This is a genomic window from Microbacterium sp. GCM10027623 (genome assembly GCF_042666935.1).
In the GTDB taxonomy this organism is placed as follows: Bacteria; Actinomycetota; Actinomycetes; order Actinomycetales; family Microbacteriaceae; genus Microbacterium.
The window spans coordinates 148,552-173,705 of record NZ_JBHTHE010000002.1 but is presented as its reverse complement, the minus strand read 5'-3'; the positions used below and the strand labels follow the sequence as shown (position 1 = coordinate 173,705).

The 25,154-nt window shown below is 68.8% G+C and carries 27 protein-coding genes; 8 read left to right on the top strand and 19 right to left on the bottom strand.

Going from position 1 to position 25,154, the window contains the following annotated elements:
- Nucleotides 1–47: 47 nt before the first annotated feature.
- Nucleotides 48–1,412, bottom strand: a complete 1,365-nt coding sequence (gene gabT / locus ACFQY2_RS08130) for a 4-aminobutyrate--2-oxoglutarate transaminase (protein ID WP_378745234.1) — start codon at nucleotides 1,410–1,412, stop codon at nucleotides 48–50.
- A gap of 56 nt (nucleotides 1,413–1,468) precedes the next feature.
- Here gabT and ACFQY2_RS08125 point away from each other — a divergent pair, with 56 nt between their 5' ends.
- The gene (locus ACFQY2_RS08125) at nucleotides 1,469–3,010 is read left to right on the top strand and encodes a PucR family transcriptional regulator (protein ID WP_378745232.1); all 1,542 of its coding nucleotides are present in this window, start codon (nucleotides 1,469–1,471) and stop codon (nucleotides 3,008–3,010) included.
- Nucleotides 3,011–3,086: 76 nt separating this feature from the next.
- On the opposite strand, the gene ACFQY2_RS08120 is transcribed toward ACFQY2_RS08125, so the two are convergent.
- Nucleotides 3,087–3,785 (bottom strand): MBL fold metallo-hydrolase, encoded by a 699-nt coding sequence (locus tag ACFQY2_RS08120; protein WP_378745231.1) that lies wholly within the window; start codon nucleotides 3,783–3,785, stop codon nucleotides 3,087–3,089.
- Nucleotides 3,786–3,862: 77 nt separating this feature from the next.
- Between ACFQY2_RS08120 and ACFQY2_RS08115 the strand changes: the two genes are divergently transcribed.
- A complete protein-coding gene (locus ACFQY2_RS08115) occupies nucleotides 3,863–4,432 on the top strand; it encodes a TetR/AcrR family transcriptional regulator (protein WP_378745230.1) in 570 nt (189 codons plus the stop codon).
- A gap of 30 nt (nucleotides 4,433–4,462) precedes the next feature.
- On the opposite strand, the gene ACFQY2_RS08110 is transcribed toward ACFQY2_RS08115, so the two are convergent.
- Nucleotides 4,463–5,914 carry a helix-turn-helix domain-containing protein gene (locus tag ACFQY2_RS08110; RefSeq protein WP_378745228.1) on the bottom strand — a complete coding sequence of 484 codons (1,452 nt, stop codon included), beginning with the start codon at nucleotides 5,912–5,914 and terminating at the stop codon, nucleotides 4,463–4,465.
- Between the two features lie 213 nt (nucleotides 5,915–6,127).
- Here ACFQY2_RS08110 and aceB point away from each other — a divergent pair, with 213 nt between their 5' ends.
- From aceB to ACFQY2_RS08085, 5 genes are all read left to right on the top strand, one after another.
- Entirely contained in the window at nucleotides 6,128–7,732 is a 1,605-nt protein-coding gene (gene aceB / locus ACFQY2_RS08105) for a malate synthase A (protein WP_378746141.1), read from the top strand.
- 40 nt (nucleotides 7,733–7,772) lie between these two features.
- A complete protein-coding gene (locus ACFQY2_RS08100) occupies nucleotides 7,773–9,368 on the top strand; it encodes an isocitrate lyase (RefSeq protein ID WP_378745227.1) in 1,596 nt (531 codons plus the stop codon).
- Between the two features lie 76 nt (nucleotides 9,369–9,444).
- Nucleotides 9,445–9,909, top strand: coding sequence for a ribonuclease E activity regulator RraA (gene rraA / locus ACFQY2_RS08095; protein WP_378745226.1), 465 nt, complete (start codon nucleotides 9,445–9,447; stop codon nucleotides 9,907–9,909).
- A gap of 60 nt (nucleotides 9,910–9,969) precedes the next feature.
- Nucleotides 9,970–10,410 (top strand): hypothetical protein, encoded by a 441-nt coding sequence (locus ACFQY2_RS08090; RefSeq protein ID WP_378745225.1) that lies wholly within the window; start codon nucleotides 9,970–9,972, stop codon nucleotides 10,408–10,410.
- Between the two features lie 49 nt (nucleotides 10,411–10,459).
- Nucleotides 10,460–11,677 (top strand): pyridoxal phosphate-dependent aminotransferase, encoded by a 1,218-nt coding sequence (locus ACFQY2_RS08085; RefSeq protein ID WP_378745224.1) that lies wholly within the window; start codon nucleotides 10,460–10,462, stop codon nucleotides 11,675–11,677.
- 141 nt (nucleotides 11,678–11,818) lie between these two features.
- On the opposite strand, the gene ACFQY2_RS08080 is transcribed toward ACFQY2_RS08085, so the two are convergent.
- The 8 genes from ACFQY2_RS08080 to ACFQY2_RS08045 form a co-directional block, all read right to left on the bottom strand.
- Nucleotides 11,819–12,217: a VOC family protein gene (locus tag ACFQY2_RS08080; RefSeq protein WP_378745223.1), complete on the bottom strand. Its 399-nt coding sequence runs from the start codon at nucleotides 12,215–12,217 to the stop codon at nucleotides 11,819–11,821.
- Nucleotides 12,218–12,361: 144 nt separating this feature from the next.
- A complete protein-coding gene (locus ACFQY2_RS08075) occupies nucleotides 12,362–13,504 on the bottom strand; it encodes a UDP-N-acetylmuramate dehydrogenase (RefSeq protein WP_378745222.1) in 1,143 nt (380 codons plus the stop codon).
- A gap of 1 nt (nucleotide 13,505) precedes the next feature.
- The gene (locus tag ACFQY2_RS08070; RefSeq protein WP_378745221.1) at nucleotides 13,506–13,919 is read right to left on the bottom strand and encodes a MaoC/PaaZ C-terminal domain-containing protein; all 414 of its coding nucleotides are present in this window, start codon (nucleotides 13,917–13,919) and stop codon (nucleotides 13,506–13,508) included.
- Nucleotides 13,919–14,377, bottom strand: a complete 459-nt coding sequence (locus ACFQY2_RS08065; protein ID WP_378745219.1) for a MaoC family dehydratase N-terminal domain-containing protein — start codon at nucleotides 14,375–14,377, stop codon at nucleotides 13,919–13,921. The genes ACFQY2_RS08070 and ACFQY2_RS08065 overlap by 1 nt, the downstream gene beginning before the upstream one ends.
- Before the next feature lie 77 nt (nucleotides 14,378–14,454).
- Nucleotides 14,455–15,249 (bottom strand): sulfite exporter TauE/SafE family protein, encoded by a 795-nt coding sequence (locus tag ACFQY2_RS08060; protein WP_378745218.1) that lies wholly within the window; start codon nucleotides 15,247–15,249, stop codon nucleotides 14,455–14,457.
- 41 nt (nucleotides 15,250–15,290) lie between these two features.
- Complete coding sequence (locus ACFQY2_RS08055; RefSeq protein WP_378745217.1) at nucleotides 15,291–16,838, bottom strand: tripartite tricarboxylate transporter permease; 1,548 nt, start codon at nucleotides 16,836–16,838, stop codon at nucleotides 15,291–15,293.
- On the bottom strand, nucleotides 16,838–17,404 hold the full coding sequence (locus ACFQY2_RS08050) for a tripartite tricarboxylate transporter TctB family protein (RefSeq protein ID WP_378745216.1): 567 nt from the start codon (nucleotides 17,402–17,404) through the stop codon (nucleotides 16,838–16,840). The genes ACFQY2_RS08055 and ACFQY2_RS08050 overlap by 1 nt, the downstream gene beginning before the upstream one ends.
- Nucleotide 17,405: 1 nt before the next feature.
- Nucleotides 17,406–18,437 carry a Bug family tripartite tricarboxylate transporter substrate binding protein gene (locus ACFQY2_RS08045; RefSeq protein ID WP_378745215.1) on the bottom strand — a complete coding sequence of 344 codons (1,032 nt, stop codon included), beginning with the start codon at nucleotides 18,435–18,437 and terminating at the stop codon, nucleotides 17,406–17,408.
- 167 nt (nucleotides 18,438–18,604) lie between these two features.
- Between ACFQY2_RS08045 and ACFQY2_RS08040 the strand changes: the two genes are divergently transcribed.
- Entirely contained in the window at nucleotides 18,605–19,888 is a 1,284-nt protein-coding gene (locus tag ACFQY2_RS08040; RefSeq protein WP_378746140.1) for a PAS domain-containing protein, read from the top strand.
- 155 nt (nucleotides 19,889–20,043) lie between these two features.
- On the opposite strand, the gene rplQ is transcribed toward ACFQY2_RS08040, so the two are convergent.
- The 8 genes from rplQ to ACFQY2_RS08000 all read right to left on the bottom strand — a co-directional run bounded on the left by rplQ (nucleotide 20,044) and on the right by ACFQY2_RS08000 (nucleotide 25,075).
- Complete coding sequence (gene rplQ, locus ACFQY2_RS08035; RefSeq protein ID WP_378745214.1) at nucleotides 20,044–20,577, bottom strand: 50S ribosomal protein L17; 534 nt, start codon at nucleotides 20,575–20,577, stop codon at nucleotides 20,044–20,046.
- 28 nt (nucleotides 20,578–20,605) lie between these two features.
- Nucleotides 20,606–21,595: a DNA-directed RNA polymerase subunit alpha gene (locus tag ACFQY2_RS08030; protein WP_378745212.1), complete on the bottom strand. Its 990-nt coding sequence runs from the start codon at nucleotides 21,593–21,595 to the stop codon at nucleotides 20,606–20,608.
- A 121-nt stretch (nucleotides 21,596–21,716) separates the two neighbouring features.
- Nucleotides 21,717–22,115: a 30S ribosomal protein S11 gene (rpsK, locus tag ACFQY2_RS08025; RefSeq protein WP_307371760.1), complete on the bottom strand. Its 399-nt coding sequence runs from the start codon at nucleotides 22,113–22,115 to the stop codon at nucleotides 21,717–21,719.
- A gap of 27 nt (nucleotides 22,116–22,142) precedes the next feature.
- Nucleotides 22,143–22,517: a 30S ribosomal protein S13 gene (gene rpsM / locus ACFQY2_RS08020; RefSeq protein WP_307371758.1), complete on the bottom strand. Its 375-nt coding sequence runs from the start codon at nucleotides 22,515–22,517 to the stop codon at nucleotides 22,143–22,145.
- Between the two features lie 191 nt (nucleotides 22,518–22,708).
- Nucleotides 22,709–22,825 carry a 50S ribosomal protein L36 gene (rpmJ, locus tag ACFQY2_RS08015; RefSeq protein WP_132201997.1) on the bottom strand — a complete coding sequence of 39 codons (117 nt, stop codon included), beginning with the start codon at nucleotides 22,823–22,825 and terminating at the stop codon, nucleotides 22,709–22,711.
- 65 nt (nucleotides 22,826–22,890) lie between these two features.
- The gene (gene infA, locus ACFQY2_RS08010; protein ID WP_017201569.1) at nucleotides 22,891–23,112 is read right to left on the bottom strand and encodes a translation initiation factor IF-1; all 222 of its coding nucleotides are present in this window, start codon (nucleotides 23,110–23,112) and stop codon (nucleotides 22,891–22,893) included.
- A 142-nt stretch (nucleotides 23,113–23,254) separates the two neighbouring features.
- Nucleotides 23,255–23,923: a DsbA family protein gene (locus tag ACFQY2_RS08005; protein ID WP_378745211.1), complete on the bottom strand. Its 669-nt coding sequence runs from the start codon at nucleotides 23,921–23,923 to the stop codon at nucleotides 23,255–23,257.
- Between the two features lie 168 nt (nucleotides 23,924–24,091).
- On the bottom strand, nucleotides 24,092–25,075 hold the full coding sequence (locus tag ACFQY2_RS08000; protein WP_378745210.1) for a hypothetical protein: 984 nt from the start codon (nucleotides 25,073–25,075) through the stop codon (nucleotides 24,092–24,094).
- Nucleotides 25,076–25,154: the final 79 nt, after the last annotated feature.

Below are 25,154 nucleotides of genomic sequence, written 5' to 3'. Positions count from 1 at the left end.
TTGCCGGCCGCGATCCGGATCCCCCGACCGGGATCGCGGCCGGCGGTCTAGGGTCGTGCGCTCTCGAGGGCGGCGGCGATGACGTCGAGGCCTTCGTTCAGCAGATCGTCGCCGATCGACAGCGGCGGGAGGAAGCGGATGACGTTGCCGAACGTGCCGCAGGTGAGCACGACGACGCCCTCCGCGATGGCCGCTCGGGCGACGGCGCCGGTGAGTGCGGCATCCGGAGCGCCGGTGGCGGGGTCCACGAACTCGGCGGCCATCATCGCACCGTGTCCGCGCACCTCGCCGATGCGCGGGTCGGATGCCTGGAGTGCGTCGAGGCGATCGCGAAGGATCGCGCCGATCTGCTGCGCGCGCTCGACGAGTCCGTCGTTCTCGAACGCGTCGATCGCGGCGAGCGCTGCGGCGCAGGCGACGGGGTTGCCGCCGTAGGTGCCGCCCAGGCCGCCGGCGTGGGCGGCGTCCATGATCTCGGCGCGCCCGGTGACGCCGGCGAGCGGGAGGCCCGCGGCGATGCCCTTGGCGGTGGTGACGAGGTCCGGCTCGATGCCGAAGATCTCGCTGGCGAACATCGCCCCGGTGCGGGCGAACCCGGTCTGCACCTCGTCGGCGATGAACACGACGCCGTTGGCGCGGCACCAGGCCGCCACCGCGTCGAGGAAGCCGTCGGCGGGGACGATGAAGCCGCCCTCTCCCTGAATGGGCTCGATGATGACGGCAGCCAGACTGTCGGCGCCGATCTGCTTCTCGATGAGCGTGGTGGCGCGCTGAGCGGCCTCGGCTCCGCTGAGTCCGTCGCGGTAGGGGTACGAAGCGGGCACCCGATAGACCTCGGGCGCGAACGGACCGAAGCCGGCCTTGTACGGCATCGCCTTGGCGGTGAGCGCCATGGTCAGGTTGGTGCGGCCGTGGTAGCCGTGGTCGAAGGCGACGACGGCCGGGCGGCCGGTGTGCTTGCGGGCGATCTTGATCGCGTTCTCGACGGCCTCGGCACCCGAGTTGAACAGGGCGGTCTTCTTGGCGAAGGCGCCTGGGGTGAGGCGGTTCAGCGCCTCGGCGACCTCGACGTACGACTCGTAGGGCGAGACCATGAAGCAGGTGTGGGTGAACTGCGCGGCCTGCGCGGCGATCGCCGCGGCGACCTTCGGATGCGCATTGCCGACGCTCGTCACCGCGATGCCCGAGCCGAGGTCGATGAGCGAGTTGCCATCGGCGTCGAGGATCACGCCGCCGCCCGCGGCCACGACCGCGACCGGAATGGAATGCGCCACGCCGGAGGCGACGGCGTCCGACTTGCGGGCGAGCAGCGCCGCCGAGCGCGGGCCGGGCAGTGCGGTGACGAGGCGACGGACCTGCTCGAGGGTGGGTCCGCCGACGGGGATCGAGGTGGTCTCGTCGATGAGGGTCATGAGGGGAGGCTACGTCCCGGACGCGCGGATGTCTTTCGCCGAACCGTACAATACGAATGCTCCGTTCACCCACGCGTACAAGAGGAGGCGATGCCGTGGAGTCGCCCGCCGCCCCGACCCTGCGCATGCTGCTGAGCCACAGCGAGCTGCGACTCGCACTGATCACCGCGGAGAGGGCGCTGGCTCCGGGCACGCTGGATCGCGAGGTGCAGTGGGTGCACAACTCCGACCTCGTCGACCCGACGCCGTTCCTCTCCGATGGCCTGCTGCTGCTGACCACCGGCTCCCAGCTCGCCGAGCACGATGAGAGCGCCGCACGGGACTATGTCGCCCGGCTCGTGCGTCGGGGCGTGCTGGCTCTCGGGTTCGGCTCGGGCGTTCATCGCCAGCGCGTGCCCGACGAGCTCATCGCCGCCTGCCGCGGCTTCGGACTCGCCCTGTTCGAGGTGCCGTACGACATCCCGTTCCTGGCGGTCGCGCGCGTGCACGCCGGCGCCATCGCCGCGCACGCCTACGCCCGGCGCACCTGGGCCCTGGAGGCGCATCGCGCGCTGGCGGTCGCCGCGCTGCGGCCTCGCGGACTCGAGGCGGCACTGTCCGAGCTGTCGCGGCGGCTCGGATGCTGGGTAGGGCTCTTCGACGCGAGCGGAGGGCTCACGCATCAGCATCCGCTCTCCCCTCCTGAGCCGATGGATGCCGTCGCACCCGAGGTCGCCGGACTTCTGTCCCGCGGAGGATCCGCGAGCCGGACGATCGAGGACGGGCCGACGGCGTTCACGGTGTTCACGCTGGGACGCACCGGACGGCTGCGCGGCGCCCTGGCCATCGCCGCCACGGCCCTGGACCCGGAGGCGCGAGCCGTGGTCAGCTCGGTGACCGCGATGGCGGGCCTGGCGCTGGAGCAGAACGAGCAGCTGGCTCGCGCGCGGCGCCGCCTGCGCGCCCAGGTGCTCACCACGCTGCTCGCCGACGATCCCGCGCCCGCGCGCCGCGTGCTCGGTTCGCTTCCACCCGCGCCGATGCTGGTGGCGGTCGCCGCCGCAGGAACGGACCGCGTGGGCGGCGTGATCGACTGGTGGGACCGGGTGGACGGCGGGACGTTCGTCGCGGAAGGCCCGGCAGGACTCGTGATGTGCGTGGGCGCGACGCAGGCCGACGCGCTGGAGCGGATGACCGAGCGGTTCGGGCTCCGGATCGGAGTGTCGGATGCCGCGGACTACGCCGCCTTCTCCCGGGCGCACGCGCAGGCGCTCACCGCCCTGCGACGGGGAGGTCCTGGGATCACGCGCTATGCCGATGCGACGGCCGGCGGGGTGCTGGACGCCCTGAGCACCGACGAGGCGCGCCTGCTCGCACGTTCGCGCCTCGCGCCGCTGCACGCGCACGATCCGGCGACCGGGGCCGAGCTGGAGCGCACCCTGCGGGTGTGGCTGGAGCACGATGCGCACAGCGAGCGCAGCGCGGCCGCCCTGGGCATCCACCGGCACACGCTGCGCACCCGCATCACCCGGGCCGCCGCCCTGCTCGGGACGGATCTGTCGTCGTTCCCCGCGCGAGCGGAGCTGTGGGCGGCGCTGCACGCCGCCGGCCCGGACTGAGCATCGGCTTCGACGATCGCACGCGACGGCGTCATATCGCTGAGGCACCCGATCGGGCGCCGGGAAGCGCGTGCCCTCAGACCGCCAGCGCGTCCAGGAGCTCTGCGGCGGTGCCGACGAACTGCGGTCCGTGTCCGGGGACGACGAGTCGTTCGGGCAGGGCCCGCAGACGCTGCAGGCTCGCCCGCGTCTGCTCGGGTGCATCGCTGAACGGCCCCAGCACGACGGCGTCGACTCCGGTGAGCACGTTGCGGGTGGTGATCGCATCGCCGACGAACAGCGCGTCGACGGCCGGCACACGGATGGCCACGGACCCCGGCGAATGCCCGGGCAGTCCGATGATCTCGGGAGCACCCGGCAGGTCGAGCACCTCTCCGTCGCGGAAGGCGACCACCTCGCCGAGGGCCTGCGTGCGCAATCCGCCGCGCCGAAGCGTGACGGCGAGGAAGCGCAGCACGGCTCCGATCCGCCAGGAGCCGCCCGGCGCGTGCGATCTCTCCTCGCCACGGGCGCGCGCCGCGTCGGCCTCGTGCACGTGCACGGGCACGCCGTGCACGCCGCGCAGCCACTCGGCGACGCCGATGTGGTCGCTGTCGCCATGCGTCAGCACCACACCTCGGATATCGGCCACGGTGCGGCCGACGGTGCGCAGCGCACGCTGCAGCGCCGCGCGATCGCCGGTGAGACCGGCATCGATCAGCGTGACGCCGTCATCGGTGACGACGGCATGCATGGCGACCAGGTCGTCGCCGATCCGAAGGAGCTGTGCATTCATGATGGCTACGTTACATAGCCATGAAGGCTAATGTCAATAGCCTTATGCTCGAGGGAAGCACCGAACGAAGGATCGCCATGCCCGCACCACTGCGTGTCAGCCCGGAAGAACTCGTCGCCGCCATCCGCCGCATCGCCGAACAGGACGGCATCGACGCCGTCACCATGAGCGCGGTCGCAAAGGCCGTCGGCATGCGCACCCCCAGCCTCTACAAGCGCGCCGGGCATCGCCATGATCTGCTGCGCCTCGCCGCGGACGACGCCGCCCGAGAGCTGGTCGACGGGCTTGTCGACGTCTCGTCTCCCGACCGCGATCCCGCGAAGACGCTCGAGGAGCTCGCTCGCGCTCTGCGCGCGTTCGCCGCGACGGCACCGCGTGTCTCGGCGCTCCTGTTCGCGGCACCCTCCGAGCAGGCGGCACCCTCCCCGACCGCGTCGGAGCCCCTCCTGCGGATCCTGATGACCGCCGTGTCCGCCGCGGTCCCGGGTGACCCGCTCCCCGCGGCGCGCACCCTCACCGCGTGGATCTTCGGATTCTCGACCATGGAGCAGGCCGGCGCGTTCCGCCTGGGCGGCGACGTGGACGAGGCGTTCGAGTTCGGCCTCGACGCACTGCTGCGCGCGATCGGCGCGCGCCGGTCGCACTGAGCCCGCGCGCCGACGACTCCGGACACCGCGTCAGCGCGGAGCGTGTGCCTCGAGGAACTCGTACACGTCTGTGGTGTCCACCCCGGGGAACGACCCGGTCGGCAGCGTGGCGAGCAGCGTGCGCGGCGTGCGCACGTTCGGCCAGGACTGCTCTCGCCAGCGCTCCTCCAGCTCGGCGGGCGCGCGGCGGCAGCAGGTCTCCACCGAGTGCTTCGACACCCCGCGGTTGGGCGTGTCGCGCCCGACGAACCACTTCGTGTCGTCGAAGCGCACCCCCACGCTCACCGAATGCAGACCCTCACTCGACGGTTCGACACGGGCGGTGCACCAATAGGTGCCGTTGCCGGTGTCGGTGTACTGGTAGTACGGGTTGAAGCGGTCCTCGACCTCGAACACCTCCCGGCTCGTCCATCGCCGGCAGCACATCTGCCCCTCGATGGAGCCGAGACGATCGGTCGGGAAGTTCACGTCGTCGTTCTCATAGGCCTTCGTGATCGTGCCCGACTCGTGGACCTTGAGGAAGTGCACGGGGATGTCCAGGTGTCGCGTGGCGAGGTTCGTGAACCGGTGCGCGGCCGTCTCGTACGACACGGAGTAGGCGTCGCGGAGATCTTCAATGGACACCGCCCGGCGCTCCTTGGCCTCGTGCAGCACCGGCACCACGTGCGCCTCCGGAACGAGCAGCGCCCCGGTGAGATAGTTCGTCTCCACCCGCTGACGCAGGAACTCCGCATAGCTGCGCGGCTCGCCGTGACCGAGGATGCGACTGGACAGCGCCTGCAGCACCGCCGTGCGCGCATCGCCCTTGGCGGGGATGCTGCTGGAAAGGTACAGCCGGCCGTTGGCGAGGTCGGCGACGCTGCGCGTGGTCTGCGGCAGGTCAGGCGCGTAGTGCAGCGTGAAACCGAGGTGAGCGGCGATCTCGGAGGCGGTGCGCTGGGTGAGCGGTCCCCCCGGATGCTTCACCGCCGCGAGGATCTCGGCGGCCTTGGCCTCGAGGTCGGCGAAGTAGTTGTCCTGACGGCGCATGAGGTGGCGCAGCTCCACGTTCGCCCGCCGGGCCTCCTCGGGCGTCGCCGCCCTCTCGTCGCGGAGCCGTTCGATCTCGCCGTGCAGGGCGAGCATCGCGGTGAGCGCCTCGGAGGGCACCGACTTCGCGATGCGGAACGGCGCGATGCCGAGCGTCCGGAACGTCTGCCCCTTCATGGCGCGCTCCAGGGCGATCTCCATGGTGCTGCGTTCGTCGAGCGGCTCGCCCGCGAGCAGCGCATCGATCGTGGTGTCCAGCGCGCGGGCGATGGCCTGCAGAAGGGTGAGCTTGGGCTCGCGCTTGCCGGTCTCGAACATCGACAGCTGACTGGGGGCGCGGTCGATGAGGGTCGCGAGCTGCTCGAGCGTCATCCCCCGCTCGGTGCGCAGCTGCCGGATGCGGCGCCCGATCGTGAGGGCATCGGTGTCTTCTGAGGCTTCTGCGAGGACCATGCCGGCGATTCTGTCACGAAAACAGAAATTCTGCCGAACTTCCCCTCGGATCTGGCCGGATGTGCAGTCGAAGTTCTCGCAGAGTGGATGGCAAGCCACCCGGCCCTTCGACACACCCGGTGCCGACCGACATTCAGGAGGAGAAAGATCATGAGCATCCCCACCGCGTCTCAGACAGCCCCCATCGAAGCGCTCGGCACCGCCGTCGCCGGCATGGGGCCCGCGATGCAGATCACCGGCCCGATGCACGACCGGTTCGACGAGATCCTGACCCCCGAGGCGATGGCATTCCTCACCGAACTGCACCACCGCTTCGCCGGGCGTCGTCACGATCGCCTCGCCGACCGGATGCGACGCCGCTTCGAGATCGGCAACGGGCATGACCCGCAGTTCCGCGCGGACACGGCCCACATCCGCGAGGACGCCGACTGGCGAGTGGCCGGCGCAGGGCCGGGTCTGGAGGACCGGCGCGTGGAGATCACCGGGCCGACGGATCCGAAGATGACCATCAATGCCCTCAACTCCGGCGCCCGGGTGTGGCTGGCCGACCAGGAGGATGCGACCAGTCCCGTGTGGCGCAACGTCGTCGGCGGGCAGCTGTCGCTGCGCGACGCGATCCGCGGCGAGCTGACGCACACGAGTGCGGAGGGCAAGGAGTACCGCGTCACCGCCGAGACGACCCCGACCATCGTGATGCGCCCGCGCGGGTGGCACCTCGCCGAGAAGCACATCGAGTTCACCGACCGCACGGGGCGCACGCTGTCGGCATCCGGTTCGCTGGTCGACTTCGGCCTGTACTTCTTCCACAACGCGCAGGCGCTGATCGGTGCGGGCCGCGGCCCTTACTTCTACATCGCCAAGCTGGAGTCCAGCGAGGAGGCGCGGCTGTGGAACGACGTCTTCTCGTTCAGCGAGGAGTACATCGGCATCCCCCACGGCACCATCCGCGCCACCGTGCTGATCGAGACCCTGCCGGCGGCCTTCGAGATGGACGAGATCCTCTACGAGCTGCGCGATCACTGCGCGGGCCTGAACGCGGGGCGCTGGGACTACATCTTCTCGATCATCAAGAACTACCGCGGCCGCGGGGCGCGTTTCGTGCTCCCCGACCGCAGCGAGGTCACCATGACGGTGCCGTTCATGCGGGCGTACACCGAGCTGCTGGTGAAGACCTGTCACAAGCGCGGTGCGTATGCCATCGGCGGCATGAGCGCATTCATCCCGAATCGCCGCGACCCCGAGTTGACCGAACGAGCGCTGGCGAAGGTGTCCGCGGACAAGCAGCGCGAGGCCGCCGACGGCTTCGACGGCACGTGGGTCGCGCACCCCGACCTGATCCCCGCCGCGCAGGCGGAGTTCGACGCCGTGCTCGGCGAGCACCCCCACCAGCTGGATAGGCAGCGCGAGGACGTCCATGTGACGGCCGAGCAGCTGCTCGATCTGCGCATCGGACGACCCATCACGGCGAACGGCGTGCGCGAGAACGTGTCCGTGGCGATCCGATACATCGAGGCGTGGCTGCGCGGCCAGGGCGCGGTCGCGATCGACGGGCTGATGGAGGACGCCGCGACGGCGGAGATCAGCCGCTCGCAGGTGTGGCAGTGGGTCCACCAGGACCGTCGCACCGAGGAGGGCGAGCTGATCACCGCCGACTATGTGGAAGGACTGATCACCGAGATGCTCGGCCAGGCGCCCCGCACGTCCGGCGACCGCTTCGACGATGCCGCCGAGCTGTTCCGCGACGTCTCGTTGCGGCCCGAGTTCCCCGCATTCCTCACCCTGCCGGGGTACTCCCGCTTCCTCACCGAGACCGACTGACGCTCCACGCGCATCAGCCATCCACCACGAAGGACATGACATGACTCACTACCAGGACGACATCGCCGCCATCCAGGAGCTGAAGGACGCCAACGGATCGGGCTGGGACGCCATCGACCCCGAATCCGCCGCACGCATGCGCGCGCAGAACCGGTTCCGCACCGGACTCGAGATCGCGCAGTACACCGCCGACATCATGCGCCGTGACATGGCGGAGTACGACGCCGATTCATCGCTCTACACCCAGTCGCTGGGCGTCTGGCACGGTTTCATCGGGCAGCAGAAGCTCATCTCCATCAAGAAGCATCTGAAATCCACGAACAAGCGGTACCTGTACCTGTCCGGGTGGATGGTCGCCGCGCTCCGCTCGGAGTTCGGCCCTCTCCCCGACCAGTCGATGCACGAGAAGACGGTGGTGCCGGCGCTGATCGAGGAGCTCTACACGTTCCTGCGTCAGGCCGACGCCCGGGAGCTGGACCTGCTGTTCACCCAGCTGGATGCCGCCCGCGCTGCCGGCGACGAGACGGCGGAGGAGTTCATCCAGTCGCAGATCGATGGCTTCGAGACTCACGTCGTCCCGATCATCGCGGACATCGATGCGGGTTTCGGGAACCCCGAGGCCACCTACCTGCTCGCCAAGAAGATGATCGAGGCCGGGGCCTGCGCCATCCAGATCGAGAACCAGGTCTCCGATGAGAAGCAGTGCGGCCACCAGGACGGCAAGGTCACAGTGCCGCACGAGGACTTCATCGCGAAGCTGAACGCGGTCCGCTACGCCTTCCTGGAACTGGGCATCGACAACGGCATCATCGTCGCGCGCACCGACTCCCTCGGCGCGGGCCTCACCCAGAAGCTCGCCGTCACGCGCGAGCCCGGCGACCTCGGCGACCGGTACAACTCCTTCCTCGACGCGGAGGAGATCGAGGAGAGCGAGCTCGGCAACGGCGACGTGGTCATCAAGCGCGATGGTCGGCTGCTGCGTCCGAAGCGCCTGGCGAGCAACCTGTACCAGTTCCGCAAGGACACCGGTGTCGACCGTGTGGTGCTGGACTGCATCACCTCGCTGCAGAACGGTGCCGACCTGCTGTGGATCGAGACGGAGAAGCCGCACGTCGAGCAGATCGCCGGCATGGTCGACCGCATCCGCGAGGTGATGCCGACGGCGAAGCTCGTCTACAACAACAGCCCGTCGTTCAACTGGACGCTGAACTTCCGCCAGCAGGCCTTCGATCAGCTCGTCGCCGAGGGCAGGGATGTCTCGGAGTACGACCGCGACAAGCTGATGAGCGTGGAGTTCGACGACACCGAGCTCGCCCGCATCGCCGACGAGAAGATCCGCACCTTCCAGCGCGACGGGTCGGCGCGGGCCGGGATCTTCCACCACCTCATCACCCTGCCGACGTACCACACGGCAGCGCTGTCGACCGACAATCTGGCCAAGGGCTACTTCGGCGACGAGGGCATGCTGACCTACGTGCGCGACGTGCAGCGCCAGGAGATCCGCCAGGGCATCGCCACCGTCAAGCACCAGAACATGGCCGGAAGCGACCTCGGCGACAACCACAAGGAGTACTTCGCCGGCGAGGCCGCCCTGAAGGCCGGCGGGCAGCACAACACGATGAACCAGTTCAGCTGACATCCCCTTCGACGGGCTCAGGGACCCCCGGGTCACTGAGCCCGTCGACGGCGTCCCTCACCCGATCGGAGAGACCATGACCGCCACGGCCGACCTCTACGACCTGCACGGCGATGCCCTGCAGTCCCTCTCGCTGCAGCTGCGCTCCTTCGGCGGCGTCGCGCGGTTCGAGGGTCCCATCCGCACGGTGCGCTGCTTCCAGGACAACGCGCTGGTCAAGCAGATCCTCCAGACACCCGGCGACGGCGGCGTGCTGGTGGTCGACGGCGGGGGGTCGCTGGAGAGCGCCCTGATGGGCGACATGATCGCGCAGAGCGCGGTGGATGCCGGCTGGTCGGGCGTGGTGATCCACGGCTGCGTCCGTGACAGCGTCGCGCTGGGGCAGATGCGGCTCGGCGTCAAGGCGCTGGGGACGAACCCGCGCAAGAGCGCGAAGGCGGGAACAGGCGAGGTCGACGTTCCCCTCGAGTTCGGGGGTGTGGCGTTCCGTCCCCGCGCACGGCTGTACGCCGACGAGGACGGGATCCTGGTCGAGCGGTGAGTCCGGCGTCACCGACCCGGCCACCGCCCCGCCGTCCTCCAGGCGGCGTACCCTGGTGCCATGTCCGACGAAGCCGACCTCCTGAACAGCGTCATCGACGAGTTCCTGCACTCGTACGCGCGAGGATCGCGCCTGATCGCCGTCGCCAGCCCCGACCGCGACCGGTCCGCCGCCTTCGCCGCACAGCTCACGACGGCACTCACCGCCCGCGGCATCACCGCGACGTCGGCCACTCCGGGTGCTCCGGATGCCGACACGCTGCGCTCCGAGGTGGTCGGTCCCTTCCGCAGCGCGCGCGAGAACGCGGTGCTCGTGGTCGCGGGCGACGCCGGCCTGCTGGATGACACTCGCCGGGGCATGTGGCACTTCAGCATCTGGCTGATGGTCGGCGACGAGACGCCGCACACGGCATCGACCGCACTCGTGGACGTCACCGATCCGCAGCATCCGTTCCGGCAGTTCGCGGACTACTGCGCCGTGCCGGACACGTTCCACACCTGACCGCGTCTGAGCCTCGAAGCGGGACTCCCGGCCGAGTAGCATCTGAGGTGTGACCGAACGCGCCCCCCTCTCCCGCAAGTACGAGCTCTCCAAGAAGCTGAGTGCCATCGCCGAGTCCGCCACGCTCAAGGTGGACGCGAAGGCCAAGGCCCTCAAGGCCGAGGGCAAGCCGATCATCTCCTACGCCGCCGGTGAGCCCGACTTCGCGACGCCGCAGTTCGTGGTGGATGCCGCCGCCGAGGCACTCGCCGACCCGGCGAACTACCGTTACACCCCTGCCGCGGGCCTTCCCGCGCTGCGAGAGGCGATCGCCGCGAAGACGCTGCGCGATTCCGGCCTGGAGGTCTCCCCCAGCCAGGTGATCGTCACCAACGGCGGGAAGCAGTCCGTCTATCAGGCGTTCCAGGCGGTTGTGAACCCCGGCGACGAGGTGCTGCTGCCCGCACCGTACTGGACCACCTACCCCGAGGCGATCCGTCTGGCCGACGGCGTCCCCGTCGAGGTGTTCGCCGGTGCGGATCAGGACTACAAGGTCACCGTCGAGCAGCTCGAGGCCGCACGCACCGAGCGCACCACGGTGCTCGTGTTCGTCTCGCCCTCCAACCCGACCGGCTCGGTGTACACCGCCGACGAGACGAAGGCCATCACCGAATGGGCCGTGCAGCACGGCATCTGGATCATCTCCGACGAGATCTACCAGAACCTCACCTACGACGGCGTGAAGGCCACGTCGGTCGTCGAGGCCGTCCCGGAGGCCGCTGCGCAGACCATCCTCGTCAACGGCGTCGCGAAGACCTACGCGATGACCGGCTGGCGAGTGGGCTGGATGGTCGGACCCGCTGATGCGATCAAGATCGCCGGCAACCTGCAGTCGCACCTGACCAGCAACGTCAACAACGTCGCCCAGCGCGGAGCGATCGCGGCGCTGAACGGCCCGCAGGACGAAGCGGAGAAGATGCGCCAGGCGTTCGACCGCCGACGCAGACTGATCGTCTCGGAGCTGTCGAAGATCGACGGTCTCATCGTGCCGAACCCGCACGGCGCCTTCTACGTGTACCCCGACGTGCAGGGCCTGCTGGGGCGCACGTGGGGCGGCGTGACGCCGACCACGTCACTGGAGCTGGCCGACCTCATCCTGGAGCAGGCCGAGGTCGCGGTCGTCCCCGGTGAGGCCTTCGGCCCGTCCGGCTACATCCGCATGTCATACGCTCTGGGCGACGACCAGCTGCTCGAGGGCGTGCAGCGTCTGCAGCGCCTGTTCGCCTGACCCGCCACCCGCCGTCGGCCCGCCCGCGTCGGCCCGCCCGCGTGAGAATTGCCTTGCCGCGTGAGAATTGCCCTGCCAGGCGCATTCTCAACCGGCAGGACCATTCTCGCTGGCGCATCCCCGCCAGGACCACCCGGGCGGTCAGCCCTGGTAGCCGATCAACCAGCGCACGCCGTGCCGGTCGACGAGCGTGCCGTCGTGGTCGCCCCACGGCCGCTTCTGCAACGGATCGATGACGGTCCCGCCCACGGCGAGCGCATCGAACCAGCCGGTCAGAGTCTCGGCATCCGCCGTGCCGAGCAGGGACAGGAACATCCCGCTCATCGCGACGGAGTCCTCCCCCGTGGCGGCGTCGGCGCCGGCCAGCTCGACGGGGCCGTCCACGAGCATCCCGTGCGCGATGGCGTGTTCGGGGCCGTCGGTACGGCCCGCCTGCGCGTAGGTGAACAGCCGCGCTTCGCCGCCGAAGATCGCGGCATACCGCTGCAACGCGTCTGCCGCATCGCCCGGGAACAGCAGGTAGGGAACCAATCCGCTCATCCCGCGAGCGTACCCGCCTTCGCGCGCCGAGCGCACGGGCTCTTACGGGCCGAGGGCACCTCATGCTCTCGAGGGCACGGCACGTTCATGTCGCGTCGCCGTGCACTCGGTGACGCCCCGTGCTCTCAACCGCAGAGAGTCGAGCTAGAGCTCCACACCCACCAACACCGGCTCGGGCTGCAGCAGCAGGCCGAACTCGGCGTGCACGCGGTTCTGGATGAAACGCGCCAGCTCACCGAGCTCGGCGGCATTCGCCCCGCCCCGGTTCGTCAGCGCGAGAGCGTGCTTGGTCGAGATGGCGGCACGCGAGCGCGGCAGCTTGAAGCCCTTGCGGATACCGGAGTGCTCGATCAGCCAGGCGGAGCTGACCTTGACCAGACGCTCGGGCGCCTCCGCGCGCGGGGCGAGACCGAAGTAGTTCTCCAGCGGGATGACGGTCATGGTGTCGAGGTCCGGTTCGACCGGCCAGCGCGGGCACTCCGGCGGCAGCGCGCGGGCGATGCGCTCGGGCACGATCGCGTTCTGGAAGAACGAGCCGGCGCTGTGCGTGTCGGGGTCATGCTCGTCCAGCAGCATTCCCTTGGCCGCGCGGGTCTGGAGGATGCGGGTGCGCACCCACTCCAGCGGGACCGGCTCGAAATCCTCCAGGCCCAGGGCGCGACGCAGCTGCTCGCCGCGGATCACCCGACCCGCACCACCGGTGACCGCCAGGTCCAACGTGACGGACACGATCACGGCACGTCGCTGCTGCGCCTCGCCGTAGTGGTGCTTGAGCACGGACGTGCGAAAGCCCAGCCCGAGTTCGGCGGCGGGCACGACGACCGCGTCCGCGGCGCCCTCGTCGATCAGCTCCACCTCGACGAGGGTCTCCTGGATCTCCTGCCCGTAGGCACCCACGTTCTGCACGGGCGCGGCGCCCACGGTGCCGGGGATGCCGCTCATCGCCTCGATGCCGGCGTAACCCCGCTCGACCGCGTATCCGACCAGCGCGTCCCAGCCGTGTCCCGCCTGCACACGCAGGCGGATGCGACCCTCGTGCGGGGACGGCAACTCTTCGATGCCGCTGGTGAGGATGCGGACCACCGCGCCCTCGAACGGCTCGTCGCCGACGAAGAGGTTCGATCCACCGCCGAGCACGAACCAGTCATCGCCGCCGGCCCACACTTCGTGCAGCGCGTCGATGAGCTCCGTGCGGGTGGTCGCATCCAGCATCCGCTCGGGGGCGGCGCCCGTGCGCAGCGTCGTCAGCCCGCGCAACGGGGTCGGGGTGACTTCGAGTGACGTCATCTCAGAGCGCGACCCGCAGCTGCGCCTTGACCAGCACGGTGGTCTCGGCGGACTTCACGGTCAGGTCGATGCGCGCGGACTCCTCGTCGACCATGCCGACCTTGGCGATGACGTGCACGTCGGCGCCGGTCGCCGCGTCGACGACGACCGGCTTGGTGAAGCGCACCCCGTAGTCGATCAGACGCACATCCGCGGGGAGCGCGGCGAGAACGACCGATGAGGCGATGCCCATGGTGAGCATCCCGTGTGCGAGCACGCCGGGCAGCCCGACCGAGGCGGCGACGTCGTCGCGGTAGTGGATCGGGTTGAAGTCGCCGGATGCCCCGGCGTAGCGCACCAGGGACTCGCGGGTCAGGTGCACGGTGCGCTCGGCGATCACGTCGCCCACGGTGAGCCCCGCGGTGAGGTCAGCCATCACTTCGCCTCCTCGGCATCCTGGCCGACCAGCAGCACGCTGGTGGCGGTCACGACGTGTTCGCCCGCGGCATCGGTGATGGTCGCGTCGCTCGTGATCATGGCGTTGCCGCCGAGCGTGCGGATGCCGGTGACGGCCAGCGTCGCGACGAGCTCGTCGCCGGCGACGATGGGCCGCGAGTAGGTGAAGCGCTGCTCGGCGTGGATGGTGCGCGCCAGCACGATGCCGGAGTCCGGCTCGGCGAGCAGCTGCTGCAGCGTGAGGTCCTGGATCACCATCGCGAACGTCGGCGGTGCGACCACGTCGGCGTACCCGGCGGCCTGCGCTGCCGCGACATCGGTGTGCTGCGGGGCGTCGGCGAAGACGGCGCGGGCGAACTCGCGCACCTTCTCACGACCGACCAGGTAGGGGGCTGTCGGCGGGAACTCCCGGCCGACCAGTTCGTTGTTCACGGGCACCCCTCGATCCTAACCGGGCTCCGGGGGAAGGCCTTCGCCGCACCCGTCGGGCACGCGCACCCGGCCGATCCGGCTGATCAGCGGCCGCGGCTGCGGGCGGCCTTGATCGCCATCTGCACGGCGACGACGACCAGATACGCGGCGAAGAGCATGTTCCCCGTCAGCGGATCGATCAGGGTGGCCAGCCAAGCGCCGAGCGCCGTCGTCGTGCACGCGGAGACACCGACGATGGCCGCGGCGAGCAGGTCCACATTGCCGTGACGCAGATTTCCGATCGTGCCGGAGACGGCAGTGGGGATCATCATCAGCAGGGACGTGCCCTTGGCGACCAGATCGCTGGTGCCGAAGACGAACATGAGGGCGGGGACGATGATCACCCCTCCTCCGACGCCGATGAGCCCGGCGACGGTCCCGGTGAACATGCCGACGATCATCAGTCCGACGCCGTTCAGCCACGACAGCTCGAAGACCGCACCTCGCGAGGGGACCACGACGAACAGGCTCACCATCACGATCACGATGAACGCCACGAAGCCCCAGCGCAGCGCCGTCTGGGGGATCCTCGGCATCAGTCTCGACCCGATCTGCGCTCCCACGACGGCTCCCGCAGCCAGGATCAGCGCGGCGAACCACTCCACTGATCCCGACAGGGCGTACGAGATCACGCCCACGCCTGCGGTCGGCACGATCGCGGTGAGCGACGTCCCCGCCGCCAGACGCTGATCGAAGCGCAGCATCAGCACCAGCAGCGGCACGATCACCGTGCCGCCTCCGACGCCGAACAGCCCCGACAGCAGGCCGGCGGTCAGGCCGATGACGACGAAGGCGAGATACGCGCGAGGACCCCGGGTGATGGCCTGGTCGTCGCGCACCGGACCAGACTATCCCGGGACCTCGCGCGCGGATGACGCCGTCACACCTCCTGATCGGCGGTGATGGGCACCGCGATCGTCTCGGTCAGATGCTGCTCGTAGCGGGCCTGACGCCGCCGCAGCCACAGCGCGCCGAGCACCAGCACGACGAGCAACCCGTAGGCGGCGGCCGCGAAGGGCTGCATGATCAGCGTGGCGGGATCCCCTTGACTCAGCTGCAGCGCCTTGCGCAGCTCCGCCTCGCCCATCGGTCCGAGGATCATCCCGACCACGAGCGGCGCGACCGGGATGCCGAAGCGGCGCATGAAGTATCCCAGCACGCCGATGATCAGCAGGATCACCACGTCGGCGATGGCGAAGCGGATCGCGTACGCGCCGAACGCGGCGAACATGAGGATGCCGGCGTAGAGGTACGGCCGCGGGATCTGCAGCAGCTTGACCCACATGCCCACCAGCGGCAGGTTCAGCACGATCAGGATCAGATTGCCCAGGTACAGGCTCGCCACCAGGGCCCACACCAGCGCGGGCTGATTGGTGAACAGCTGCGGCCCCGGCTGGATGCCGTATGACTGGAACGCGAACAGGATGATCGCCGCGGTCGCCGTGGTCGGCAGGCCGAGGGTCAGCAGCGGAACGAGCACGCCGGCTGCGGCCGCGTTGTTGGCCGCCTCCGGTCCGGCCACTCCCTCGATGGCTCCCCGCCCGAACTCGTCCTTGCGCGTGGAGAGCCTGCGCTCGGCGGCATAGGACAGGAACGTGGCGACGTCGGCTCCACCGGCCGGGATGGTGCCGATCGGGAACCCGATCGCGGTGCCGCGCAGCCAGGGCTTCCAGGACCGCTTCCAATCGTCCCTCGTCATCCAGTTGCGCCAGCCCTTGGTGACCGGGATGACGTCGACGCCGCCGTGACGCAGCTTCGCGGCGACGTACAGCGTCTCGCCGACGGCGAAGAGGCCGACGGCGACGAGCACCACGCTGATCCCCTCGCCGAGCACCGGCATCCCGAGCGTGTACCGCTGCTGACCGGAGAGCGCGTCGGTGCCGATGAGACCGATGAACAGACCGATCGCCAGCGACAGCACACCGCGCGAGACCGACCTGCCCATCAGAGCGCCGACCGTGATGAAGGCGACGACGATGAGCGCGAGCTTGTCGGCAGGACCGAGCGAGACCGCGAAGTCCGCCAGGATGGGCGCCAGCAGGGTCAGCCCGATCGTGGCGATGGTGCCGGCGACGAACGAGCCGATGGCCGCGGTCGCGAGCGCTGCTGCTCCCCGACCGAGCTTGGCCATCCTGTTGCCCTCGATCGCCGTGACTATCGAGGCCGACTCGCCCGGTGTGTTGAGCAGGATGCTGGTGGTCGAACCGCCGTACATGCCGCCGTAGTAGATGCCGGCGAAGGTGATGATCGCCGCGGTGGCGTCGAGCGTGTAGGTCAGCGGCAGCAGCAGCGCGACGGTCATGGCGGGCCCGATGCCGGGCAGCACGCCGACCGCGGTGCCGATGAAGACGCCGATGAACGCCCACATCAGGTACTGGGGCTGCAGGGCCGTGGCGAAGCCCTCCAGGAGCAGTGTCCAGCTGTCCATCAGAACATCCCTCCCAGCCAGCCGAACGCCGGCCCCCAGGGCAGCGACAGCCCCAGCAGACCACCGAAGACGACCTGCACGGCCAGGGCGACGACGAGCCCGATGAGAAACCCGAGCCACCAGCGCTTCGCGCCGAGGGTCCAGGCGACGATGCCGAACAGCACCGCCGCGGCGGGCGCCCATCCGATCGCCTCGATCAACAGCAGGTGCGCGATCAGCGCGGCGACGATCTTGGCGAGCGTGAGCCAATCGGTGCGGGCGTTCGGATCGATGTCCTCGCCCTCATCGGGCTGCGCGCGGTCGCCGCGCAGAGCGCCGACGACCACGGCAGCGGCGGTGCCGACCAGCAGCAGCGAGACGGCGATCGGGAACACGGTGGGCCCGACCTGGATGCCGACGGGAACGTGGATGCTGAACGCGCCGATCAGCGCGAGCACACCGAGGACGAGCATGAGCAGGGCGAAGACCAGCTCCCCCACGGGAACCCGTGCGGCGGGTCGGGTGTCACCGACCCTGCGCTTCGCCCCGGTGATCTGCTCTCGCGCTCGGGCGAGCCGGGCAGTCATGTCAGATCAGTCCGATGTTCTTCAGCGTGCCGGTGACGTCGGTGATGTTCTGCGACACGAACTCGTCCAGGTCGGCGCCGGTGAGGAAGGCATCCGCCCAGCCCTTGGTCTCCAGCTCCTTCTTCCACTCCGGAGTGTCGTGCATCGCGGTGACGATGCGCTCCAGCTCCGCGCGGTCGGCGCCGGAGATGCCTCCGGGGGCGATCACGCCGCGCCAGTTGGTGAGCACGACGTCGTAGCCGGCTTCGGTGATCGTGGGCACGTCGGGCAGCTGCGGCACCTGCTCGGCACCGGAGACGGCCAGGGCGCGCATGGTGCCCGCCTCGATGTGCTGTTGGAACTCGGCGACGCCCGAGATGCCCGCTGCGACCTTGCCGCCGAGGATCAGCGAGACGGCCTCGCCCCCGCCGGCGTTGGGCGTGTAGTTCAGCTTGGCGGGGATCTCCGCGCTCTTCAGCCCTGCCGCCTCGAGCAGGAGACCGGCGAGGATGTGGTCGGCTCCGCCGGCGGACCCGCCGGTGACCGTGACCGCCTGGCCCTCGTCGACGATGTCTTCCACGAGGTCCTCGAGGTCGTCGTACTTCGAGTCGGCCGGGACGACGACCACGAGCGCCTCGTCCGTGAGACGGGCGATGGGTGTGGTGTCCTCCAGGCGCACTGTCGAGGCATTGGTCTCGATGGCGCCGACCATGACGAGTCCGTTGACCATGAGGGTCGCCGGCTCCTTGACGTTGGCCAGCTGAGCGAGGCCGATCGTGCCGCCGGCTCCGCCGACATTGGTCACCGGGGCGCTCTTGACGATGTCCTGCTCGGTGAGCACCTTCGCGATGGTGCGGCCGGTCTGATCCCATCCGCCGCCGGGATCGGCGGGGACGACGATCGAGACGTCCGAGAAGCTGGGCTCCGCGTCGCCTCCTCCGGTCACACCGTCGCCTCCACCGGCTTGCGCCGAACATCCGGTGAAGGCGAGGGCGGTGACGGCCGCGATCGCGATGAGTGCTGTGCGTGACTGCTTCGTGCGCTGGATCTTCATGCGCTCCTCCTCGAGCGTTGGGGAATGCTCGCAACCGTACGAGCGCTCGCAGCGCCTCCTCTGCTTCCGAAATCATTGGTCGAGGTTCCGTAAGTATTGGTCGCGGATGCGCCCCCGAGCCGGTTCCCCGCTCTCGCGGGTGCGGGGAGAATGGTCGTGTGGCCTCGATGATGAAGCGCGCGCCGGCAGAGACGCATGACGGCAGGATGACGCTGCGCGTGCAGCTGATCCTGCTGCAGGCGCTCATCGTCGCAGCCGTCACCCTCATCGCCGGGGTGACGGCCGGGGTCATCCAGGCGCATACGGTGCGCGACTCCTATGAGGACCGGATGCTGGCGGTCGCGCAATCCATCGCGTCGATGCCGGTCATCCGCAGCGCGTTCCACGACTCCGACCCCTCGACGACCATCCAGCCGCTCGCCGAGACGATCCGCAAGGCGTCGGACCTCACCTATGTCGTGATCGCCAACGCCGACGGCATCCGCTATTCGCACCCGACACCCGCCCGCATCGGCGAGCGGGTCTCCACCGACCCGTCCGTTCCGCTGTCCGGACAGATATACATGGGCACCCAGACCGGCACTCTCGGTCCATCGTGGCGAGTCAAGGTGCCGATCTTCGCCGACGACTCCCAGGTGATCGGCACCGTCTCGGTCGGCATCCTGGAGTCTCAGGGCGACGGCGAGTTCGCCGGCAACCTCGCCTGGATCATCGGTGCGATGCTGGCTGCGGTCGTCATCGGCGTGTTCGGCTCGGCGTGGGTCACCGCCGTCATCCGCCGCCGCATCCACCGGCTCGAACCGCACGAGATCACCGCTCTGGTGCGCAACCAGGAGACCACCATGCACGGGTTGAGCGAGGGCGTGATCACCGTCGACGAGCAGGGCGTGATCACTCTCGCGAACGATGCCGCCGCACGGCTGCTGGACACGGATGCCGCGGCGCTGACCGGCTTCCCCGCCGATGAGGTGCTCAGCACCGAGCTGCTGTCGGCGCTGCACGACGGCGAGGACGCCGGACGTCCGGTGATCGTCGGCAGCAGAGTGCTCGTCGCCCGCAGCACCGGCTCCCACGTGGACGGAGCCGAGGTGCAGGCCAGTCTGCTGCTGCGCGATCACACCGAGCTGCACGATGTGGTGCGGCGCGTCGAGGCAGCCGATGCGATCATCGCATTCCGTCAGCGCGCGGGGCTGCCGAAAGGGCTCAGCGCCGAGACCCTGTCCCGCGTCACAGGCGCGCTCACCGATCATCCGGACTCCTCCGCCGCCGAGATCGGCGAGGTGCTGTCGGTGTCACGGGTCAGCGCCCGACGCTACCTGGAGCACCTGGCGAGCACCGGCCAGGCCATCCGCTCGCTGGACTACTCCACGAAGGGGCGTCCGGGCACGCGCTATCGCCTGCACGAGACCATCGGCGCACCGGGAACCGCGTCCCGACCGGTGCGAGGATGACGGCCCACGGGTGACGCCGTCGGTGACGGACGCGCGCATTCACGGCATCCCCTCTCCCCGCTCTGCGCAGCGCCATCCCTCGTGAGGTCCAGGGCGGACAGGCGAGAAGCCCGCCGCCCCTGACGGGACGGCGGGCTTCTCAGGAAATCGGTGCCTTACTCGGCCTTCTCCTCGGCGGCGGTCTCCTCGACCGGCGTCTCGGTGGCCTCGTCAGCGGGCGCTTCGACAGTCTCCTCGGCGGGCGCAGCGGTCTCCTCGACCGGCTTCTCCGCCTCGGGAGCCTTCTCGGCCTTCGGCGCAGCCTTGGCGGCCTTCTTCTTCGGGGTGACAGGCTCGAGGACGAGCTCGATCACGGCCATCGGCGCGTTGTCGCCCTTGCGGTTGCCGACCTTCGTGATGCGGGTGTAGCCGCCCTCACGCTCGGCGACGAGCGGCGCGATCTCGTTGAACAGGACGTGCGCGGCTTCCTTGTTGGAACGCAGCACGGTCAGCGCGCGACGACGGGCGTGCAGGTCGCCGCGCTTGCCGAGCGTGATGAGGCGCTCCGCCAGCGGACGCAGGCGCTTCGCCTTGGTCTCGGTCGTCTTGATCGACTTGTGGACGAAGAGCGCAGCGGCGAGGTTCGCGAGAAGAAGGCGCTCGTGGGCGGGGCCGCCTCCGAGGCGGGGTCCCTTGGTGGGCTTGGGCATAATCTAGCTCCTGGTCAGAAAGAGGGTTTCAGAAGGACTCGTCTTCGGTGCCGCTGTAGAAGTGGGCGCCGTCGAAACCGGGCACCGAATCCTTCAGCGACAGACCGAGCGAGACGAGCTTGTCGCGCACCTCGTCGACCGACTTCTGTCCGAAATTGCGGATGTTCATCAGCTGCGTCTCGGAAAGGGCGACCAGCTCCGAAACGGTGTTGATGCCCTCGCGCTTGAGGCAGTTGTAGGAGCGCACCGACAGATCGAGGTCCTCGATCGGCATGGAGAGCTCGCTGGAGAGGACGGCCTCGACCGGCGCGGGGCCGATCTCGATGCCCTCGGCCTCGACGTTCAGCTCGCGGGCGAGACCGAACAGCTCGGTGAGGGTCTTGGCTGCCGATGCGACGGCGTCGCGGGGGCTGATCGCCGACTTCGTCTCGACGTCGAGGACGAGCTTGTCGAAGTCGGTGCGCTCACCGGCACGAGTGGCGTCGACGCGGTAGCTGACCTTGAGGACCGGCGAGTAGATCGAGTCGACCGGGATCTGACCGGCTTCGGCGTACTCGTTGCGGTTCTGCGAGGCCGACACGTAGCCGCGGCCGCGCTCGATGGTGAGCTCGAGCTCGAAGCGCGCGGTGTCGTTGAGCGTCGCGATCACGAGCTCGGGGTTGTGCACCTCGACACCCGCGGGAGCGGAGATGTCCGCCGCCGTGACCTCGCCGGCACCGGTCTTGCGCAGGTACGCCGTGATGGGCTCGTCGCGCTCGCTGGAGACGACCAGCTGCTTGATGTTGAGGATGATCTCGGTGACGTCCTCCTTCACACCGGGGATCGTGCTGAACTCGTGCAGCACGCCGTCGATGCGAATGGTGGTGACCGATGCGCCGGGGATCGACGAGAGAAGGCTGCGACGCAGGGCGTTGCCGATCGTGTATCCGAAACCGGGCTCCAAGGGCTCGATGATGAACCGGCTGCGGTTCTCGGAGATCTTTTCCTCGTTGAGAGTGGGACGCTGTGCAATCAGCACTATGTGTTCCTTTCGATCACATGCCCGCTATATGACATGTGTGGGATGAGGTCTTCAGTTTTGGAAATCTGCGGGCGACTGTGCCGGTCCCCTCAGCGGAGACCGGCACAGTCACGCGAAATCAGACGCGGCGACGCTTCGGCGGCCGGCAGCCGTTGTGCGCCTGCGGGGTGACGTCCTGGATGGACCCCACCTCGAGGCCGGCGGCCTGCAGCGAGCGGATCGCGGTCTCGCGGCCCGAACCCGGACCCTTCACGAAGACGTCGACCTTCTTGACACCGTGCTCCGAAGCCTGACGGGCGGCGGACTCGGCCGCCATGCCGGCGGCGTACGGGGTCGACTTGCGGGAGCCCTTGAAGCCCACGCCACCCGACGATGCCCAGCTGATGACAGCGCCGGACGGGTCGGTGATCGAGACGATGGTGTTGTTGAACGTCGACTTGATGTGGGCCTGGCCCAGCGCGATGTTCTTCTTTTCCTTGCGGCGCGGCTTGCGCGCGGCGGCCTTGGGTGCAGCCATGAAAGTGTTCTCCTATTCCCTGGCCGCTTAGCGGGCCTTCTTCTTGCCGGCGACGGTGCGCTTCGGGCCCTTGCGGGTACGGGCGTTGGTCTTGGTGCGCTGACCGCGGACCGGGAGACCACGACGGTGGCGAATGCCCTCGTAGGAGCCGATCTCGACCTTGCGGCGGATGTCTGCGGCAACCTCGCGGCGCAGGTCACCCTCCACCTTGTATGTGCCTTCGATGTGATCGCGGAGTGCGATGAGCTGGTCGTCGGTCAGATCCTTGACGCGGATCGACTCGTCGATCTCGGTCGCCTTGAGGATCTCGACGGAGCGGGTACGGCCGATGCCGTAGATGTAGGTGAGGGCGATCACCACGCGCTTGTCACGCGGGATGTCAACGCCGGCAAGACGTGCCATGCGGTTCTCCTGGAGTGTTGTGGAGGTGTGGAGCAGCATCCGTTCCCGGGCCTCCTACCCGAGGTGTCCGCTCCCGCAGACTCCACCCGTTGGGGTGCTGAGCCTGCCGAAGCATCCGATGCTGCCTGTGTGCGATATTGAGTTGTTCAGGTCCGGATCGGATGCGGTGAGGCCGCCGATCCGGTCCCGGCTCAGCCCTGACGCTGCTTGTGACGCGGGTTGCTCTTGCAGATCACCATGACGCGACCGTGACGACGGATCACGCGGCAGTGGTCGCAGATGGGCTTGACGCTGGGCTTGACCTTCATGATTTTTCCTGTTCGCTGTCTTCACCGAGCGGGCCGGAGGGCCCGAGGTGTTACTTCTCGACCGATCAGCGGTAGCGGTAGACGATCCGGCCGCGCGTCAGGTCGTAGGGCGAGAGCTCCACGACCACGCGGTCCTCGGGGATGATGCGGATGTAGTTCTGCCGCATCTTTCCGGAGATCGTCGCCAGGACCTTGTGCCCGTTGCTCAGTTCAACGCGGAACATCGCGTTGGGAAGAGCCTCGGAGATCACGCCCTCGATCTCGATGACACCGTCTTTCTTAGCCATAGCCTCGCTGACGCTTCTGCAGATCGGTCGATCTGCGTGGATGGGTGATGGGTGATGCCTGCCTTAGGCGGACACGCCGAGATAAGGCGCAAGGCACCAAGGGTCTATGTTAGACCGTCCGGGCGTGTCCGGCAACTCGAGGTCAGCTGATGAGCTGGACGAGCTTCTGCAGATCGGCGTTGTTGGTCATGTCCAGACGCGTGCCGTTGATGTCGACGGTCGGCGTGCCCTTGATGTCGTGCTTCTTGGCCTGCGCGACGCCGAACTTCTTGTACGTCTCATCCGTGATGCAGGACGCGGCCTCGTCTGCACCGACCTGCTTCGCGAACTCGGCGAGCTGCGCGTTGTCCAGGCCAGAGGTGTTCTCCTGCGGCTGGTTGTCGAACAGCGCCTGCGCGAAGTCGAGGTACTTCTCGGGGGCGGACTCCGCGACGCACACGGCGGCGTTCGCCGAGCGGGACGAGTACTCGGTGCCCTGCGAGAAACGGTCCAGGATCGCGATCGGGTGGTAGGCGAGGGTGATCTTTCCGTCCTCGGCCGCCTTCTCCAGCTGGGGTCCGAACTGATCCTCGAAGCTCTTGCAGACAGGACACTGGAAGTCCACGAAGACGTCGACGACATCCTCACCCTCGCCGAACGTGATGGCTCCGGTCTCCGCGTCGAACGACTTGCTGCTCGACGGCGCGGGCCCGGCATCATTCGCCTGGTTGTTCATCCAGACCACGAGAGCGCCGAGTGCCACGAGCACGACGACGACCGCGATGGAGATCCCGATGGCGAACCAATTGCGCTTGCTCTGGGCCTGGGCCATGACAGTCCGATCTTCTGCAGAAAAAGGTCACCCCATTCTGCCGTGCGCACGCTATGCCTCGCATGTGAGCCTGCTCCGCAGGTACCCCCCTCCTCCCCCGCGAGAATTGCCTTGCCGCGCGAGACGGCTGCCGCCAGCATCCGTCTCACCAGGCAAGGCAATTCTCGATCAGTGCGGGCGGCGCAGCTCTCGAGGGCTGCGGTGAAGCGTGGCCAGGAACGCGGCGTGAGGGTGCTGCACGCGGCGCACGCCCGCCTGGAAGAGCGCACGGCACAGCGGGTCGACCTTCCATGCGTCGCTCACGGTCCAGCGGGCCATCGGATGCCCATTGCGCCGCAGCCGGTCCTCGCGACGTTTCTCATGGCGCAGATGCGCCTCGGCGGCTTCGGGATCGGACAGGTCGTACTTTCCCCACCCGTCTGACTCCCCCACGACGCCGCACGACTCGAAGAAGAAGTCTGTCCGGTCGACGGCGCTCTCGTAGCCGAACTCGCGTTGGAGCACCGGCGCCTCGAACCCTGACCATCGGATGACCGCCCGGCTCACGCTCTCCCCCGGCGACTCGGAGCGCCCATCAGCATGCTCCCAGACCCATTCCCGGAGCCGCACGCCTCGTCGACTCTGCTGGTGCGCGCCCCGCGCCCGCAGATCATCGATGGTGAAGCGTCCGCCCTGCACGGCGGAGATCGCAGCATCCGCGGCAGCCAGCGCCTTTGCCGGTGGCAGGACCCGCGCGAGGTCCGAGACGGTATCGGGTATCGACGTCACGCGGATCCCGTCGATGACTTCGACCATCCGAGCATCCGCACTGGTGTGAAAGCACACGTCATTGTTGCGGGTCGTGCTCGTCGTGGCGGGTTCGAAGACGTGAATGTCCCTGGCCTCTCCGAACAAGGGGATGCCGTGGATCACGGCTGCGGATTCCAGGCAGAGGATCGCGTCGGGATTCGTCCTCACGAACGCGTGCACCCGGACCGCGTATCGCCGCCACGGTTCGAGCTTCGCGAACGGGGCCCGCTCGACATAGACGCCCTTGCGCAGCCGGATCCATTCGCCCGATCGCGGATCGATGCCGAGCGTCCTGAGTTCGTCGAAGCGGTACAGCGGCGCTGGGGACGACGTGAATGCGCGCTGGGACAGGAGAAGTGGCATCCGCCCAGCTTGCGCGCTCGCGCATCCGTTGTGCCGCTTTCCACAGCCCCGCGGCGTATCCGGCGATTGTGGAGGCAGA

Coding starts and splice junctions, on each gene's coding strand:
- ACFQY2_RS08005 (WP_378745211.1), bottom strand. CDS start 23,923: ATGGCCCAGGCCCAGAGCAAGCGCAATTGGTTCGCCATCGGGATCTCC.
- ACFQY2_RS08120 (WP_378745231.1), bottom strand. CDS start 3,785: ATGAATGCACAGCTCCTTCGGATCGGCGACGACCTGGTCGCCATGCAT.
- ACFQY2_RS08125 (WP_378745232.1), top strand. CDS start 1,469: ATGCTCCGTTCACCCACGCGTACAAGAGGAGGCGATGCCGTGGAGTCG.
- ACFQY2_RS08040 (WP_378746140.1), top strand. CDS start 18,605: ATGATGAAGCGCGCGCCGGCAGAGACGCATGACGGCAGGATGACGCTG.
- ACFQY2_RS08070 (WP_378745221.1), bottom strand. CDS start 13,919: ATGGCTGACCTCACCGCGGGGCTCACCGTGGGCGACGTGATCGCCGAG.
- rraA (WP_378745226.1), top strand. CDS start 9,445: ATGACCGCCACGGCCGACCTCTACGACCTGCACGGCGATGCCCTGCAG.
- ACFQY2_RS08045 (WP_378745215.1), bottom strand. CDS start 18,437: ATGAAGATCCAGCGCACGAAGCAGTCACGCACAGCACTCATCGCGATC.
- ACFQY2_RS08115 (WP_378745230.1), top strand. CDS start 3,863: ATGCCCGCACCACTGCGTGTCAGCCCGGAAGAACTCGTCGCCGCCATC.
- ACFQY2_RS08000 (WP_378745210.1), bottom strand. CDS start 25,075: ATGCCACTTCTCCTGTCCCAGCGCGCATTCACGTCGTCCCCAGCGCCG.
- rpmJ (WP_132201997.1), bottom strand. CDS start 22,825: ATGAAGGTCAAGCCCAGCGTCAAGCCCATCTGCGACCACTGCCGCGTG.
- rpsK (WP_307371760.1), bottom strand. CDS start 22,115: ATGGCTGCACCCAAGGCCGCCGCGCGCAAGCCGCGCCGCAAGGAAAAG.
- ACFQY2_RS08110 (WP_378745228.1), bottom strand. CDS start 5,914: ATGGTCCTCGCAGAAGCCTCAGAAGACACCGATGCCCTCACGATCGGG.
- aceB (WP_378746141.1), top strand. CDS start 6,128: ATGGGGCCCGCGATGCAGATCACCGGCCCGATGCACGACCGGTTCGAC.
- ACFQY2_RS08055 (WP_378745217.1), bottom strand. CDS start 16,838: ATGGACAGCTGGACACTGCTCCTGGAGGGCTTCGCCACGGCCCTGCAG.
- ACFQY2_RS08050 (WP_378745216.1), bottom strand. CDS start 17,404: ATGACTGCCCGGCTCGCCCGAGCGCGAGAGCAGATCACCGGGGCGAAG.
- ACFQY2_RS08090 (WP_378745225.1), top strand. CDS start 9,970: ATGTCCGACGAAGCCGACCTCCTGAACAGCGTCATCGACGAGTTCCTG.
- ACFQY2_RS08100 (WP_378745227.1), top strand. CDS start 7,773: ATGACTCACTACCAGGACGACATCGCCGCCATCCAGGAGCTGAAGGAC.
- infA (WP_017201569.1), bottom strand. CDS start 23,112: ATGGCTAAGAAAGACGGTGTCATCGAGATCGAGGGCGTGATCTCCGAG.
- ACFQY2_RS08075 (WP_378745222.1), bottom strand. CDS start 13,504: ATGACGTCACTCGAAGTCACCCCGACCCCGTTGCGCGGGCTGACGACG.
- rpsM (WP_307371758.1), bottom strand. CDS start 22,517: ATGGCACGTCTTGCCGGCGTTGACATCCCGCGTGACAAGCGCGTGGTG.
- rplQ (WP_378745214.1), bottom strand. CDS start 20,577: ATGCCCAAGCCCACCAAGGGACCCCGCCTCGGAGGCGGCCCCGCCCAC.
- ACFQY2_RS08080 (WP_378745223.1), bottom strand. CDS start 12,217: ATGAGCGGATTGGTTCCCTACCTGCTGTTCCCGGGCGATGCGGCAGAC.
- gabT (WP_378745234.1), bottom strand. CDS start 1,412: ATGACCCTCATCGACGAGACCACCTCGATCCCCGTCGGCGGACCCACC.